This is a genomic window from Methylobacter sp. (genome assembly GCF_023227905.1).
GTDB lineage: Bacteria > Pseudomonadota > Gammaproteobacteria > Methylococcales > Methylomonadaceae > Methylobacter_A.
The window spans coordinates 1-15,494 of record NZ_JALOCF010000077.1 but is presented as its reverse complement, the minus strand read 5'-3'; the positions used below and the strand labels follow the sequence as shown (position 1 = coordinate 15,494).

Annotated in this window: 12 protein-coding genes, 1 tRNA gene and 1 pseudogene; all 14 read left to right on the top strand. The window is 43.5% G+C overall.

Features of this window, described 5'->3' with window-relative positions; all coding sequences use genetic code 11:
- Positions 1 to 136: pseudogene (gene tuf / locus M0R47_RS20090) on the top strand (elongation factor Tu); the annotation flags it as partial.
- Positions 137 to 184: 48 nt separating this feature from the next.
- Positions 185 to 260, top strand: a tRNA-Trp gene (locus tag M0R47_RS20085).
- Between the two features lie 43 nt (positions 261 to 303).
- Positions 304 to 681 (top strand): preprotein translocase subunit SecE, encoded by a 378-nt coding sequence (secE, locus tag M0R47_RS20080; protein ID WP_292558135.1) that lies wholly within the window; start codon positions 304 to 306, stop codon positions 679 to 681.
- 4 nt (positions 682 to 685) lie between these two features.
- Positions 686 to 1,219: a transcription termination/antitermination protein NusG gene (gene nusG, locus M0R47_RS20075; protein ID WP_006890502.1), complete on the top strand. Its 534-nt coding sequence runs from the start codon at positions 686 to 688 to the stop codon at positions 1,217 to 1,219.
- 106 nt (positions 1,220 to 1,325) lie between these two features.
- Positions 1,326 to 1,757, top strand: a complete 432-nt coding sequence (gene rplK, locus M0R47_RS20070; protein WP_006890501.1) for a 50S ribosomal protein L11 — start codon at positions 1,326 to 1,328, stop codon at positions 1,755 to 1,757.
- Positions 1,757 to 2,452 carry a 50S ribosomal protein L1 gene (rplA, locus tag M0R47_RS20065; protein WP_292558134.1) on the top strand — a complete coding sequence of 232 codons (696 nt, stop codon included), beginning with the start codon at positions 1,757 to 1,759 and terminating at the stop codon, positions 2,450 to 2,452. The genes rplK and rplA overlap by 1 nt, the downstream gene beginning before the upstream one ends.
- Positions 2,453 to 2,634: 182 nt before the next feature.
- Positions 2,635 to 3,129, top strand: coding sequence for a 50S ribosomal protein L10 (gene rplJ, locus M0R47_RS20060; protein WP_292558133.1), 495 nt, complete (start codon positions 2,635 to 2,637; stop codon positions 3,127 to 3,129).
- Between the two features lie 88 nt (positions 3,130 to 3,217).
- Positions 3,218 to 3,586: a 50S ribosomal protein L7/L12 gene (rplL, locus tag M0R47_RS20055; RefSeq protein WP_292558132.1), complete on the top strand. Its 369-nt coding sequence runs from the start codon at positions 3,218 to 3,220 to the stop codon at positions 3,584 to 3,586.
- 138 nt (positions 3,587 to 3,724) lie between these two features.
- Positions 3,725 to 7,819 carry a DNA-directed RNA polymerase subunit beta gene (gene rpoB / locus M0R47_RS20050; protein WP_292558131.1) on the top strand — a complete coding sequence of 1,365 codons (4,095 nt, stop codon included), beginning with the start codon at positions 3,725 to 3,727 and terminating at the stop codon, positions 7,817 to 7,819.
- Positions 7,820 to 7,956: 137 nt separating this feature from the next.
- Positions 7,957 to 12,162, top strand: coding sequence for a DNA-directed RNA polymerase subunit beta' (gene rpoC / locus M0R47_RS20045; RefSeq protein ID WP_366513259.1), 4,206 nt, complete (start codon positions 7,957 to 7,959; stop codon positions 12,160 to 12,162).
- Positions 12,163 to 12,347: 185 nt separating this feature from the next.
- Positions 12,348 to 12,722 (top strand): 30S ribosomal protein S12, encoded by a 375-nt coding sequence (rpsL, locus tag M0R47_RS20040; protein WP_006890494.1) that lies wholly within the window; start codon positions 12,348 to 12,350, stop codon positions 12,720 to 12,722.
- A 20-nt stretch (positions 12,723 to 12,742) separates the two neighbouring features.
- Entirely contained in the window at positions 12,743 to 13,213 is a 471-nt protein-coding gene (gene rpsG / locus M0R47_RS20035) for a 30S ribosomal protein S7 (RefSeq protein WP_292558130.1), read from the top strand.
- 30 nt (positions 13,214 to 13,243) lie between these two features.
- Positions 13,244 to 15,340, top strand: a complete 2,097-nt coding sequence (gene fusA / locus M0R47_RS20030) for an elongation factor G (RefSeq protein WP_292558129.1) — start codon at positions 13,244 to 13,246, stop codon at positions 15,338 to 15,340.
- A gap of 28 nt (positions 15,341 to 15,368) precedes the next feature.
- On the top strand, positions 15,369 to 15,494 hold a 126-nt coding region (locus tag M0R47_RS20025), incomplete at its 3' end, for a GTP-binding protein (RefSeq protein ID WP_292558136.1).

Sequence of the window (15,494 nt, the reverse complement as noted above, 5' to 3'; positions counted from 1 at the left end):
GGTTATGCCTGGCGATAACATTTCGGTAAAAGTAAAGCTGATTTCACCGATCGCCATGGAAGAAGGGTTGCGTTTTGCAATCCGTGAGGGTGGTCGTACAGTAGGTGCGGGCGTTGTTGCATCAATACTTGAATAATAATATTATTTAGTATAATATTACAGTTTATGTAAGGCTTGTCTGAATAGGTCAGTAGTTCAATTGGTAGAATAGCGGTCTCCAAAACCGCGGGTTGGGGGTTCGAGACCCTCCTGGCCTGCCATTCAGATTAAAGCATATCAAATTATTTTCATAGTAAATAACATATGAATACTCAGGTAGAAGCATCGGCATCGGTTTTTGATGTTGTTAAGCAAGTAATTTCCGTTGTCATTGTGGTTGCCGGTGTGGCTGCATTCTATTATTTCTCAGAAGTTCCGCTTTTATACCGAGTTATTGGCTTGATTGTTGTGGCGCTGATTGTAGTAGGTACTATGCTCACTACAGGAGTGGGGCGGAATGTTTGGGGGTTCGTTTTAGAGTCCAAGCAGGAAGTCAGGAAAGTTGTTTGGCCAACTCGGGAAGAGACTTTTCGTACCACATTGCTGGTATTTGGAATGGTTTTTCTTGTTGGCTTGATTCTGTGGTTGCTGGATATGTTTCTATTTTGGGGTGTGCGTTTTTTGACTGGTCAAGGAGGGTAAGCTAATGGCACTACGTTGGTATGTTGTGCACGCCTATTCAAATTTTGAAAATAAAGTTAAGCAAGCTCTAGAGGAAAGAATTAAAAGGGAAGGCTTGGAGCAGTATTTCGGCAAGATTCTAGTGCCTACCGAAGAAGTTGTAGAAATGCGTATGGGGCAGCAAAGAAAAAGCGAAAGAAAGTTTTTTCCTGGGTATGTCCTTGTGCAAATGGATTTAACTGATGAAACATGGCATTTGGTAAAGGATGTGCCAAGAGTGTTAGGTTTTATAGGGGGAACTTCAGATCGTCCTGCGCCAATATCTGAAAAAGAAGCTATGGCTATTCTCAATAGAGTTGAGGATGGGGTGAACAAGCCGCGGCCTAAAACAATGTTTGAAGCTGGTGAGGTAATTAGAGTTATTGATGGGCCATTTAAAGATTTTAATGGGGTCGTTGAGGAAGTTAATTACGAAAAAAGTAAAATAAAAATATCAGTGCTCATTTTTGGCCGGTCAACATCTGTCGAGCTTGGTTTTGGGCAAGTAGAAAAAAGCTAATTGTATTTGAAGCTTTAGTATTTTCGAAATCACTGTCTGAATAAGGCAGTGATTTTTTGTGTCTAGGGGAGCTGAAAAGCGTTTGTACCCATATTTGGAGTAAAAAATGGCAAAAAAAATAACCGCGTATATTAAATTGCAGGTTAAAGCAGGCGAAGCAAATCCAAGTCCACCAGTAGGTCCAGCATTGGGTCAGCGTGGTGTTAATATCATGGAGTTTTGTAAGGCTTTTAATGCTAAAACTCAGGATACAGAAAAAGGTCTGCCTTTGCCAGTGGTTATCACTGTTTACAGTGATCGTAGTTTTACGTTTATTACAAAAACCCCGCCAGCTTCCATTCTTTTGAAGAAAGCAACAGGCATTAAAAGCGGAAGCAGTAATCCTAATACCAAGAAAGTAGGTACGGTAACTCGTGCCCAACTGGAAGAAATTGCTAAAACAAAAATGGAAGATTTGAATGCGGCAAATCTGGAAGCAGCAGTAAAAACGATTGCGGGCAGTGCTTACAGCATGGGTCTGAATGTGGAGGGATTATAATGGCTAAGTTGTCAAAAAAAGCAAAAATTATCAAAGGGAAAGTTGATAAAACTAAACAATATTCAATCATTGAAGCGGTTCAGTTGTTGAAGGAGTTAGGGGCTGCTAAGTTTAATGAAGCCATTGACGTTAGCGTTAATTTAGGCGTGGACCCTCGCAAGTCTGATCAAAATGTACGTGGCGCAACAGTTTTACCAAATGGTACGGGCAAAACAGTAAGAGTTGCAGTTTTTACGCAGGGTCCTAACGCTGACGCGGCAAGAGAGGCAGGAGCTGATATAGTAGGTATGGATGACCTAGGCGAGTTGGTAAAAAAAGGTGAAATGGACTTTGACGTGGTTATCGCCTCTCCAGATGCCATGAGAGTAGTTGGTCAGTTGGGGCAAATTTTGGGACCTAGAGGCTTAATGCCTAATCCTAAGGTAGGAACTGTGACCGCTGATGTTGCTACTGCGGTAAAAAATGCTAAATCAGGGCAAGTGCGTTATAGGACTGATAAGTCTGGAATTATTCACTGTACACTTGGTAAGGTTACATTTGATGAGGCCGCTATTCAAGGTAACTTGGAAGCATTGCTTACAGATTTAAGAAGGTTGAAGCCGACAGCAGCTAAAGGTATTTACATAAAGAAGATAACCTTGTCTTCGACTATGGGACCTGGTTTATGGTTGGATCAAAGCAGTATTTCAATTTAACGTTGTAAAAGACTTTGGGTTGCCGACCTGTTCGGTAACCGTCAAAGACCGCAGGTGTTGCAAAACTTAATATTTCCTGCGTAGACGGAAGCTGGAACCTAAAAAACTGGGGAAAGGGACCGTAAGGGGCATTCAAACGAATGCTTTTTATTAATTCTGGGGATAAATTCCGGAGGTAATCTGTGGCACTAAATTTAGATAGCAAAAAAGCTGTCGTAGAAGAGGTCGCTGTATTCGCCGCTAAAGCTCATTCTGCTATTGCAGCGGAATATCGTGGATTGACAGTTACGGAATTGACCGAACTGCGTAAAACGGCAAGAGAAACAGGTGTATATTTGCGTGTGGTTAAAAATACACTGGCAAAACGGGCTGTGGCTGGTACTGAGTTTGAATGTATGCAAAGTGGGCTGGTAGGGCCGCTTTTGATAGCGTTCTCTATGGAAGATCCAGGTTCTGCGGCGCGCTTGATCAGCAATTTTGCCAAGACCAACGATAAGTTGATCACCAAGATAGTTGCTATTGGCGGACAAGCTTTTGGCGCTTCCGAGCTGCCTCGATTAGCTAGCCTGCCAACTCGCGATCAAGGTATTGCTATGTTGATGTCTGTAATGAAGGCGCCAACAGCGAAATTGGTACGTACTTTGGCTGCTCTCAAAGACCAAAAAGAAGCAGCATAGAAAGAAGCACCATAGTTAGCGGGCGTTGCAGAACAACATTTCTACAACCACAACCAGTTTAAAACTTATTATTTTAGAGGAATATACAATGGCAATTTCGCAAGAAGATATCTTGGAAGCGGTCTCAAACATGAGCGTTATGGAGATCGTTGACTTGATCTCAGCGATGGAAGAGAAATTTGGTGTATCAGCAGCCGTCGCTGTAGCGGCAGCACCAGTGGCAGCAGCTGCGGCAGCTGAAGAGCAAACTGAATTTGATGTTGTTTTGACATCTTTCGGAGAGAACAAAGTTGCGGTTATTAAAGCCGTACGCGGTATCACCGGTTTAGGTTTGAAAGAAGCAAAAGATGCTGTTGAAGGCGTTCCAACTGTGTTAAAAGAAGGTGCTTCCAAAGCCGAAGCAGAAGAAGCACAAAAGCAGCTTGTCGAAGCAGGCGCTACTGTCGAAATCAAATAAATTTTGACTCAATTGCAAGGGCGTTTGAATAAACGCCTCTGCCAAGTATGGCTGGTGGCAATCTTGTCACCGGCCTTTTACTGTTTGCAATAATCGCACGGTAGAAAATTATCTATGACGAAAAGGTTTGGAAGCGATATGTCCTACTCTTTTACAGAAAAAAAGCGTATACGAAATAACTTTGGGAAAGGTACTGAGGTGCTTGATGTTCCCTATCTTCTGGCAACGCAAATAAATTCATATGCGGGCTTTTTACAATCAGGTGTTACGGCTGAAAGACGTGAAGACACAGGGTTGCATGCTGCATTCTCAAGTGTTTTTCCAATTGAAAGCCACTCTGGGTATGCAGTGCTGGAGTATGTGAAATATAGATTGGGTGAGCCTGTTTTTGATGTAAGAGAGTGCCAACAAAGAGGCGCTACCTATGCAGCACCCTTAAGAGTGCTGGTTCGGTTGGTTATCTACGACAAGGAAGCTTCTGCAAATGCAAAAGTAGTTAAGGATATCCGTGAACAGGAAGTCTACATGGGTGAATTGCCTTTGATGACTGACAACGGAACATTTGTAATTAACGGAACAGAGCGTGTAATTGTCTCTCAGTTGCATCGTTCGCCTGGCGTATTCTTCGATCATGACAAAGGCAAAACGCATTCGTCAGGAAAACTGTTATTTAATGCTCGGGTTATCCCTTACCGAGGTTCATGGTTAGATTTTGAATTTGACCATAAAGATTGTGTTTTTGTACGGATTGACAGACGTAGAAAAATACCGGCAACTATTTTGCTCAGGGGATTAGGATACGATAACGAAGAAATGATCAAGATTTTCTTCGAAATGAACAAATTTACCATCGATGCCAACAAATGCATTTTTCATATCGTTCCGGAGCGTATGCGCGGAGAAATTGCAGCTTTTGATATTAAGAGCAAAAAAGGCGAAGTATTGGTTGAAGAAGGCCGTCGGATTACGGCTAAGCATATCCGTGAAATGATTAAATCCGGGCTAAATGAAGTAGAAGTGCCTAAGGAATACTTGTTAGGTAAAATCTTAGGTCACAATCTGATTGACCAATCTACAGGCGAGCTTGTCGCTAATGTAAACGACGAAATTACTCCTGCAATAATCGATCGATGCGTTGAAAGTGGCGTTACCGAGCTAAATACTTTGTTCGTCAATGACCTGGATAAAGGTCCGTACATTTCTAATGCAATGAGACTGGATACCACCACTAATAGTCTTGAAGCATTGGTTGAAATATACCGTATGATGCGCCCAGGTGAGCCGCCAACAAAAGAGTCGGCAGAAAACTTGTTTCAGAATCTGTTTTTTACCGATGAACGCTACGACTTGTCTACAGTCGGACGGATGAAATTTAACCGTCGTTTGGGACGTCAAGAAACAACCGGTCCAGGCACTTTAACAAAAGACGACATCATTGATGTACTTAAAGAATTAATAGACATTCGTAATGGCAACGGCAATGTTGACGATATTGATCACTTGGGCAACAGACGTGTTCGTTCTGTTGGGGAAATGATCGAGAATCAATTTCGTGTAGGCTTGGTTCGCGTTGAAAGGGCGGTTAAAGAACGCTTAACATTGGCAGATTCTGAAGGTTTGATGCCGCAAGAAATCATCAATGCGAAGCCTGTTTCCGCTGCGGTAAAAGAGTTTTTTGGTTCCAGTCAGTTGTCACAGTTCATGGATCAAAATAATCCATTATCTCAAGTGACACACAAGCGTCGTGTTTCTGCATTAGGGCCTGGTGGTTTGGCAAGAGAACGTGCAGGATTTGAAGTTCGTGACGTACACGCAACTCATTATGGTCGCGTATGTCCAATTGAAACGCCTGAAGGACCGAACATTGGTCTGATAAATTCATTATCAGTCTATGCGCGTACTAATAATTATGGCTTTCTTGAAACTCCTTATAGAAAAGTAGTTGATGGCAAAGTAACCGACCATGTCGATTATTTGTCAGCTATCGAAGAAGGCGAGTTTGTCATCGCGCAGGCCAGTGTGGCCGTGGATGCGAACGGAAAACTGGTTGAGGGCCTGGTTTCATGCCGTCATAAAGACGAGTTTACATTGGCAATGTCCGACACCGTGCAATACATGGACGTGTCGTCAAAACAGATTGTATCGGTAGCGGCTTCCATTATTCCGTTCCTTGAGCATGATGATGCTAACCGTGCATTGATGGGTTCAAACATGCAACGCCAAGCCGTTCCTACGCTAAGAGCTGAAAAGCCGTTAGTGGGTACAGGCATGGAAAGAACAGTTGCAAAAGACTCTGGTGTGACTGTGGTTGCTGCGCGTGGCGGCAAGATTGAAGCGGTTGACGCCGCCAGAATCGTAGTTCGCGTAAACGATACAGAGACTGAAACAGGTACGCCAGGTGTTGATATTTACAACCTGATTAAATATACCCGGTCGAATCAGAATACTTGTATCAACCAAAAGCCATTAGTAAAGCCGGGCGACATTGTCCAAGCCGGTGACATTATGGCTGATGGACCTTCTACGGATATGGGTGAGTTAGCTTTAGGGCAAAATATGCTGGTTGCATTTATGCCATGGAATGGATACAACTTCGAAGATTCGATTCTAGTTTCAGAGCGCGTCGTCAAGGAAGACCGTTTCACTACGATCCATATCGAAGAGAAAACTTGTGTGGCTCGTGATACCAAGCATAGTCCGGAAGAGATTACCGCTGATATTCCTAACGTCAGTGAAGAAGCGTTGTCGAAACTTGATGAATCTGGAATTGTTTACGTTGGCGCGGAAGTTAAAGGCGGTGACATTTTGGTGGGTAAGGTAACACCAAAAGGTGAAACCCAGTTAACTCCAGAAGAAAAGTTATTGCGAGCGATTTTTGGTGAGAAAGCGGCCGACGTTAAAGATACATCATTACGTGTGCCTGGAAGTATTGAAGGTACGGTTATTGATGTTCAAGTATTTACCCGTGATGGTGTAAAGAAAGATAAACGGGCGTTGGATATTGAGCAGGAAGAAATTAAACGCTATAGAAAAGACCTTGATGATCAGCTAAAAATTCTTGAAGAAGATATTTTTGCTCGTGTTGCTAAACTGTTGATTGGAAAAGTTGCCCAATCAGGTCCTGGTCAGTTAAAAGCAGGAGCAGAAGTAACTCAAGCTTACCTTGATGGCTTGAAGCATTCAGAGTGGCTGAAAATCCGTATGAAGGATGAAGATATCAATCTTCAACTGGAAACCGTCGTTGCTCAGGTAGAACAGCAAAGAAAAGACTTTGATGAAAAATTCGAAGTCAAGCGCAAAAAAATCACCATGGGTGATGATTTGGCGCCAGGTGTTCTGAAAATGGTTAAGGTTTATCTGGCGGTTAAAAGACGTATTCAACCTGGTGATAAAATGGCCGGTCGACATGGAAATAAAGGTGTTATTTCTATGATCAGGCCGATTGAAGATATGCCATATACCGCTGATGGTAATCCGGTTGATATTGTCTTAAATCCATTAGGCGTACCTTCGCGAATGAACGTTGGACAGGTGCTGGAGACGCACTTGGGATGGGCCGCAAAAGGTTTAGGTATCAAGATAGGCAAAATGCTTGAAGCTAAATATGACGCTGAGAAAGCTAAAGTAACTGCCATCAGGGAATATCTGGGCAAGATATATAATAGTAGTGGCCGCAAAGAAGATTTAGCTTCATTTTCCGATCAAGAAATCTTGGAGATGGCAGAAAATCTTGTTAGCGGCGTACCTATGGCAACTCCTGTATTTGACGGTGCCAGCGAAGAAGAAATTCGCACTATGTTGAAGTTGGCTGATTTGCCCGAACATGGTCAAGTAACGCTCTTTGATGGCTTGACAGGTGAACCGTTTGAGCGCGAAGTTACCGTAGGTTATATGTATATGCTGAAGTTGAACCATTTGGTTGATGACAAGATGCATGCACGTTCAACAGGGCCTTACAGTCTTGTTACACAGCAGCCATTAGGTGGTAAAGCGCAATTCGGCGGGCAGCGTTTTGGGGAAATGGAGGTCTGGGCGCTCGAAGCTTATGGTGCTGCTTATACCTTGCAGGAAATGTTAACAGTTAAATCTGATGACGTGAATGGCAGAACGCGCATGTATAAAAACATTGTCGACGGTGAGCATAAAATGGAAGCCGGTATGCCGGAATCATTTAATGTTTTAATTAAAGAAATCCGCTCACTGGCTGTCAATATTGAATTGCAGCGGGATTAGGTGTGTAGATCGGGTTAGGGTAATCTGGCCCGATAAACCAATGCCGTACCCGTTGGGTTACAAAGCAAAAGACGCGCCTAACCCAAACTACAGCCTGTTCTGGTATACTCCAGAAAGCATTTAAAGAGGACAAGCTCTTGAAAGATTTAATGAATTTCTTAAAACGTCAGGGTCGTGCCGATGATTTTGACGGAATCAGCATTGGTTTGGCATCGCCCGATATGATTCGTTCCTGGTCATATGGTGAAGTGAAAAAGCCGGAAACGATTAATTATCGAACTTTTAAACCTGAGCGCGATGGATTGTTTTGCGCCAAAATTTTTGGCCCGGTCAGTGATTATGAGTGCCTTTGCGGTAAATATAAAAGACTGAAGCATCGCGGTGTTATTTGTGAAAAATGTGGCGTTGAAGTTACATTATCCAAAGTCCGTCGTGAAAGAATGGGTCACATTGATTTAGCCAGTCCTGTTGCGCATATTTGGTTTCTAAAGTCACTGCCGTCTCGAATTGCGTTATTGTTGGACATGACGCTGCGCGAAATTGAACGCGTGTTATATTTTGAATCGTTCGTCGTTTTAGATCCGGGCATGACGCCTTTAGATAAAGGTCAATTGCTTACCGATGACGATTATCTGGATGCAGTTGAATTGCATGGGGATGATTTTGTTGCCAAGATGGGCGCAGAAGCAATCTATGATTTGCTTAAATCTATTGACTTAAAAGAGCAGGTTGAAATTCTTCGCGAAGAAATAAACTCGACCAATTCGGAAACAAAGATCAAGAAGTACTCAAAACGCCTGAAAGTAATGGATGCGTTATTGAGTTCAAATAATCGTCCGGAATGGATGATTTTGAAAGTATTGCCAGTATTGCCACCTGAATTGCGTCCACTTGTGCCTCTGGATGGTGGTCGGTTTGCAACTTCTGATTTAAATGATCTTTATCGTCGCGTTATCAACAGAAACAACCGTCTGAATAGGCTGCTGGACTTAAATGCGCCGGACATCATTGTTCGTAACGAAAAGCGCATGTTGCAGGAATCTGTTGATGCGTTGTTGGATAATGGACGCCGTGGCCGTGCGATTACCGGAACTAATAGAAGACCGCTTAAATCATTGGCCGACATGATCAAAGGCAAGCAAGGGCGTTTTAGACAAAACCTCTTGGGCAAGCGCGTTGACTATTCAGGTCGTTCAGTAATTGTTGTGGGTCCTACATTAAGATTACATCAATGCGGGCTCCCTAAAAAAATGGCGTTAGAGTTATTCAAGCCGTTTATATTTAGCAAATTACAATTCCGCGGCCTTGCCACAACCATTAAAGCTGCGAAAAAAATGGTTGAAAGGGAAGGAGCTGAAGTCTGGGATATTCTTGAAGAAGTTATCCGTGAACATCCGATTTTGTTAAACCGCGCACCAACATTGCATAGACTTGGGATTCAAGCATTTGAACCCACCTTAATTGAAGGTAAAGCGATCCAGTTGCATCCTTTGGTATGTAGCGCATTTAATGCCGACTTTGACGGCGATCAGATGGCCGTGCATATTCCACTGTCTATTGAAGCGCAGCTGGAAGCTAGAACATTAATGATGGCGACAAATAACATCCTGTCTCCAGCAAATGGTGAGCCTGTTATTAACCCGTCACAAGACGTGGTATTGGGACTCTATTATATAAGTCGTGAAAAAATTAATGCAAAAGGCGATGGTAGTATTTTTGTCAGTGTCGGAGAAGTTCACAAGGCGTTGTTAGAGAAAGCTGTCGAATTGCAATCCAAAATACAGTTGCGTATCACTGAAAAAGTGAGAAATGAAAACGGCGAGACTGAAGATAAGACTCATCGCGTAGAAACTACCGTTGGCCGTGCGCTAATTTGGGAAGTGGTTCCAGACCGCATGCCGTTCGAGTTGGTCAACTGCGATATGACTAAAAAGAACATATCGCGTTTAATCAATTATAGTTATCGCTACTTGGGTAATAAAGACACTGTAATACTCGCCGATCAGTTGATGTATTTAGGTTTTAGATACGCGACAATCTCAGGTGTTTCGTTTGGTATTGAAGATATGGTAATTCCGGCTAAAAAAGTCGACATTATCAAGGCTTCTGATGCTGAAGTTAACGAAATTCAAAGTCAATATGCTTCGGGTTTAGTGACTGATGGTGAGCGATATAACAAGGTTGTGGATATCTGGTCTCATGCCAATGATCAAATAGCTAAAGTCATGATGGATGGACTTGGTGAAGAGTCGGTCGTTAATGCAGAAGGTAAGACGGTAAAACAAAAATCGTTCAACTCTATTTTTATGATGGCTGAATCAGGAGCGCGGGGTTCTGCTGCTCAGATTCGTCAGTTAGCTGGTATGCGTGGTTTGATGGCTAAGCCTGATGGATCCATTATTGAGACGCCTATCACCGCTAATTTTAGAGAAGGCTTAGACGTATTACAGTACTTTATTTCTACACATGGTGCTCGTAAAGGTCTGGCAGATACTGCATTGAAAACTGCGAACTCTGGGTACTTGACACGTAGATTGGTCGATGTTGCTCAGGACTTAGTGATTAATGGCGATGACTGTGGCACATCTAATGGTTTGATCATGACCCCGATTATTGAAGGTGGTGATGTTGTCGAGCCTTTATCCGAGCGTGTATTAGGTCGTGTTGCCGTCAATGACATCATGGATCCGTCCGGAGAAAGTATAGTTGCGCCAAAAGGCACGTTATTGGATGAGCACTGGGTTTCTGTGCTTGAAGCACATAGCATTGATCAAGTTATGGTTCGTTCAATCATTACTTGTGAAAACAGGCATGGTGTTTGTGCGGCTTGTTATGGGCGTGACTTGGGTCGTGGCCATCTAGTTAATATTGGCGAGGCGGTAGGGGTTATTGCGGCACAGTCAATCGGTGAGCCAGGTACGCAGTTGACTATGCGGACCTTCCACATTGGTGGTGCGGCTTCTAGGTCGGCTGCTATCAGTAATGTTCAGGTTAAATCTGCGGGTACCGTACGCCTTAATAATCTGAAATCAGTAGTTAACCGTGAAGGTAATCTGGTCGCAGTTTCAAGATCAGGTGAAGTTGGCGTGGTTGATGATTATGGTCGGGAAAAAGAACGCTATAAAATCCCATATGGAGCAGTGCTTTCTGTGCAAGAAGGCTCTCGGATTAATGCTGGCGATATCATTGTAGGCTGGGATCCGCATACACATCCTGTTATCACAGAGGTTGATGGTGTGGTCGAGCTAATCGATTTTGTCGACGGCGTAACTGTACAAAAGCAGTCCGATGAGGTTACTGGTTTGAGTTCATTGGTTGTCACGGATCCAAAACAGCGTGGAAGTGCAGGTAAAGAATTGCGGCCAATGGTTAGGCTTTTTGATAGCCAAGGAAATGCAATTTATTTGCCGGGGACTGAGATACCCGCGCAATATTTCTTGCCTGCTGGGGCGATTGCCGGGATCAAGGACGGTGAAGAAGTTAAAGTTGGTGACGTTTTAGCAAGGATTCCCCAGGAGTCGAGTAAAACAAGAGACATTACTGGTGGTTTGCCGCGAGTTGCGGATTTGTTTGAAGCGAGAAAAACGAAAGATCCTGCAATCCTTGCAGAAACGAGTGGTACCATCTCGTTTGGTAAAGAAACAAAAGGCAAGCAGCGGGTCATAATTACCGATTCTGCCGGTGAGCAAATTGAGACACTGATACCCAAATGGAGGCATATTACTGTTTTTGAAGGTGAGTATGTAGAAAAGGGTGAAACGATAGCTGAAGGTGAGTTAACTCCGCACGATATTCTCAGATTAAGAGGTATAGAAGAGTTAGCAAACTACTTGGTTAAGGAAATTCAGGATGTGTATCGTCTGCAAGGCGTAAAAATTAATGATAAGCACATTGAAGCCATCATTCGTCAAATGCTCAGAAAAGTTGAGATTACTGCGTCTGGCGATACAAGTTTCTTGAAAGGAGACCAGGTTGAGCGTGCCGCATTAAGAGAAGAAAATGACAAGGTCGAGGCTGAAGGTAAAATACCGGCGAGCTACAATTCTGTGCTGCTTGGGATTACTAAGGCATCGTTAGCGACAGAGTCGTTCATTTCAGCAGCGTCATTCCAGGAAACAACTCGAGTACTAACTGATGCAGCAGTTCGCGGATTAAGTGACAGTTTGCAAGGATTAAAAGAGAACGTCATCGTTGGACGATTAATCCCGGCAGGAACGGGGTTAGCATATCATGAAGGCAGAAAGAACAGATTTGCTCAACATGAGGTAGTGGAAAGTGAAGCGCCTCTGGCTGTAGATGCTGGAGATGTGGAAGAGGCCCTTAAGCAGGCTTTGAATATTTAGAGATTCATTATAATTCATTTCTAAATATGGGCTTGACCTAAGGAGTATTAGCAAGTAAGATACTCTGCTCAAATGAGCTAACGTGCTTAGGTCGGGTTGAATCGCGGTTAACCGTTGACGTTTAATATGTGCGGCGGTTAGCTTGTTATCTGACAGTTTAATTGTATATCGGAGTAAACAAAGTTATGGCCACGATCAACCAATTGGTTCGTAAGCCTCGTGCTAAAAAAATAGAAAAAAGCAATGTTCCTGCATTAGAAGCTTGTCCGCAACGCAGAGGTGTGTGTACTCGCGTTTATACGACAACGCCTAAAAAGCCAAATTCTGCGCTTCGTAAAGTGGCGAGGGTAAGATTGACTAATGGGGCTGAGGTTAGTAGCTACATTGGTGGTGAGGGACATAATCTTCAGGAGCATTCCGTGGTTCTGATTAGGGGCGGTCGTGTTAAGGATTTGCCTGGCGTTAGATATCATGTTGTTCGTGGTAGCTTAGATGCTTCGGGTGTGACTAACAGAAAGTGTGGTCGCTCTAAATATGGAACAAAACGGCCTAAAGGCTAATCGTTGGTTTGGTGAAATAAATGTCTAGAAGAAGAGTCGCTACAAAAAGAGAAATCATTCCAGATCCAAGATTTGGCAGCGTAATGCTGACCAAGTTTATGAATATGATTATGGAAAGTGGCAAAAAATCTATCGCGGAAGGGATTGTCTATGGTGCTTTGGATGTAATCGAGAGCAAAGGGCATGGCGAACCTCTTGAGGTGCTGTCTAAAGCTTTAGAAAATGTTCAGCCTAGGGTTGAGGTTAAATCTCGCCGTGTTGGTGGTGCGACATATCAGGTTCCTGTTGAAGTGCGACCTTCAAGGCGAATGGCATTGGCGATGCGCTGGTTGATTGATGCGTCACGTAAAAGAAATGAAAGAAATATGCCTTCGAAGTTGGCCGGCGAGTTGCTGGATGCTTTTGAGAACAGAGGTTCTGCTGCTAAGAAGCGTGAAGATACTCATAGAATGGCAGAGGCAAATAAAGCCTTCTCTCACTATCGCTGGTAATTAGCGAATTAAGTTGAAGACTGTATAGTTGTGGCGCGTAAAACTCCAATAGGGTTTTATCGAAATATCGGTATTATGGCTCACATTGACGCGGGTAAGACCACGACAACGGAGCGTATTCTCTATTATACAGGTGTGTCTCACAAAATCGGTGAGGTGCATGATGGCGCCGCAACAATGGATTGGATGGAGCAGGAACAGGAGCGGGGGATTACGATTACCTCGGCTGCGACGACCTGCTTTTGGGCGGGAATGGAAAGCCAATATCCATTACATCGTATTAATATAATAGACACGCCGGGTCATGTTGACTTTACAATAGAGGTTGAGCGCTCGTTGCGAGTTCTGGATGGGGCTTGTGCGGTATTTTGTGCTGTTGGTGGTGTTGAACCGCAATCTGAAACGGTTTGGCGTCAGGCGGACAAATATAATGTGCCGCGGCTAGCTTTTGTGAATAAAATGGATCGCTCTGGTGCCAATTTTTTGCGTGTAATTGAGCAAATTAAGTCGCGATTGGGCGGTAATGCGGTTCCAATGCAATTGCCGATTGGTGCTGAAGATGATTTTGAAGGTGTGGTTGATCTTATTAAAATGAAAGCCATATATTGGGATGAAGCCAATATGGGCATGACTTTTAAGGAGGGTGAGATCCCAACTGATATGTTAGAGATCTGCAGGGAGTGGAGAGAGCATATAGTTGAGGCTGCTGCGGAAGCAAGTGAAGATTTATTGGAGAAATACCTCGAAGAAGGGTATTTATCAAACGAAGAGATTAAATACGGCATTCGCGTTCGGACATTGGCAAATCAAATCGTGCCGGCATTTTGTGGGTCTGCCTTTAAGAACAAGGGCGTTCAGGCAATGCTGGATGCGGTCATTGAATATATGCCTGCTCCAACAGATGTTGAGGCTATAAAAGGGCACCTTGAAGGTGATGTGACTGAGGCTGTTCGTCCTGCTAATGATGAGGCGCCTTTTGCGGCGCTAGCATTTAAAATAGCTGCGGATCCTTTTGTGGGGGCTTTGACATTTTTCAGGGTTTATTCCGGGGTTCTGAATTCTGGGGATAGTGTTTATAACTCGGTAAAGAACAAAAAAGAGCGTATTGGTCGTATTGTGCAAATGCATGCCAATAGTCGCGAAGAAGTAAAAGAAGTATGCGCTGGAGATATAGCTGCCGCAATTGGACTTAAGGATGTAACTACAGGCGATACGCTTTGTGATCTTAAGGAAATTATAGTGCTTGAGCGCATGGATTTCCCTGATCCGGTTATTTCGGTTGCAGTTGAACCAAGAACCAAAGCGGATCAGGAAAAGATGGGCTTGGCTCTAAGCAAGTTAGCTCAGGAAGATCCATCCTTCAGGGTTCATACAGATGAGGAATCTGGACAAATTATTATCTCGGGGATGGGTGAATTACACCTAGAGATTATTGTCGATCGAATGAAGAGAGAGTTCAATGTTGAGGCAAATGTTGGGGCTCCGCAGGTTGCATACAGGGAAACAATTCGAAAGACAGTAGAGCAAGAGGGTAAATTTATAAGGCAGTCCGGTGGGCGAGGACAATACGGCCACGTCTGGTTACGTATTGAGCCACAAGAAATCGGTATTGGTTATGAGTTTGTTAATGAGATTGTTGGTGGGGTTGTGCCAAAAGAATTCATACCTGCTGTAGATAAAGGTATCCAAGAGCAGATGAAGAGTGGTATCCTAGCTGGCTATCCAGTATTGGATGTAAAAGTCTCCTTATTTGACGGCTCCTATCACGATGTGGATTCGAATGAAATAGCCTTCAAAATTGCTGGTTCCATGTGTTTCAGGGAAGGTGCAAGGAATGCAAATCCTGTGCTACTTGAGCCGATAATGAAAGTTGAAATTGCTACGCCTGAAGAGTATTTGGGTGATGTGGTGGGTGATATCAATAGACGGCGTGGGATAATTCAAGGGATGGAAGATACTCCATCAGGTAAAACACTGAGCTGCGAAGTGCCCTTGGCGGAAATGTTTGGTTATGCAACTGACTTGCGTTCGGCAACCCAGGGGCGAGCTACATACAGTATGCAGTTTGAAAAATATAATGAAGCACCTGCGCATATTGCGGAAGCGATTATTAAAAAATCTTCATAAAATTGAATATAATTAAAGGTATTAACTCATGGCCAAAGAAAAATTTTCACGTAGCAAGCCCCACGTAAACGTCGGCACAATCGGTCACGTCGATCATGGTAAAACTACTTTAACTGCTGCATTAACCAAAGTAATGGCTGAGCTCCAAGGTGGA

Excerpts from the sequence above, each read along its gene's own strand:
- rplL (WP_292558132.1), top strand. The coding sequence starts at position 3,218 with ATGGCAATTTCGCAAGAAGATATCTTGGAAGCGGTCTCAAACATGAGC.
- nusG (WP_006890502.1), top strand. The coding sequence starts at position 686 with ATGGCACTACGTTGGTATGTTGTGCACGCCTATTCAAATTTTGAAAAT.
- secE (WP_292558135.1), top strand. The coding sequence starts at position 304 with ATGAATACTCAGGTAGAAGCATCGGCATCGGTTTTTGATGTTGTTAAG.
- rplA (WP_292558134.1), top strand. The coding sequence starts at position 1,757 with ATGGCTAAGTTGTCAAAAAAAGCAAAAATTATCAAAGGGAAAGTTGAT.
- rpsL (WP_006890494.1), top strand. The coding sequence starts at position 12,348 with ATGGCCACGATCAACCAATTGGTTCGTAAGCCTCGTGCTAAAAAAATA.
- rpoB (WP_292558131.1), top strand. The coding sequence starts at position 3,725 with ATGTCCTACTCTTTTACAGAAAAAAAGCGTATACGAAATAACTTTGGG.
- rpsG (WP_292558130.1), top strand. The coding sequence starts at position 12,743 with ATGTCTAGAAGAAGAGTCGCTACAAAAAGAGAAATCATTCCAGATCCA.
- rplK (WP_006890501.1), top strand. The coding sequence starts at position 1,326 with ATGGCAAAAAAAATAACCGCGTATATTAAATTGCAGGTTAAAGCAGGC.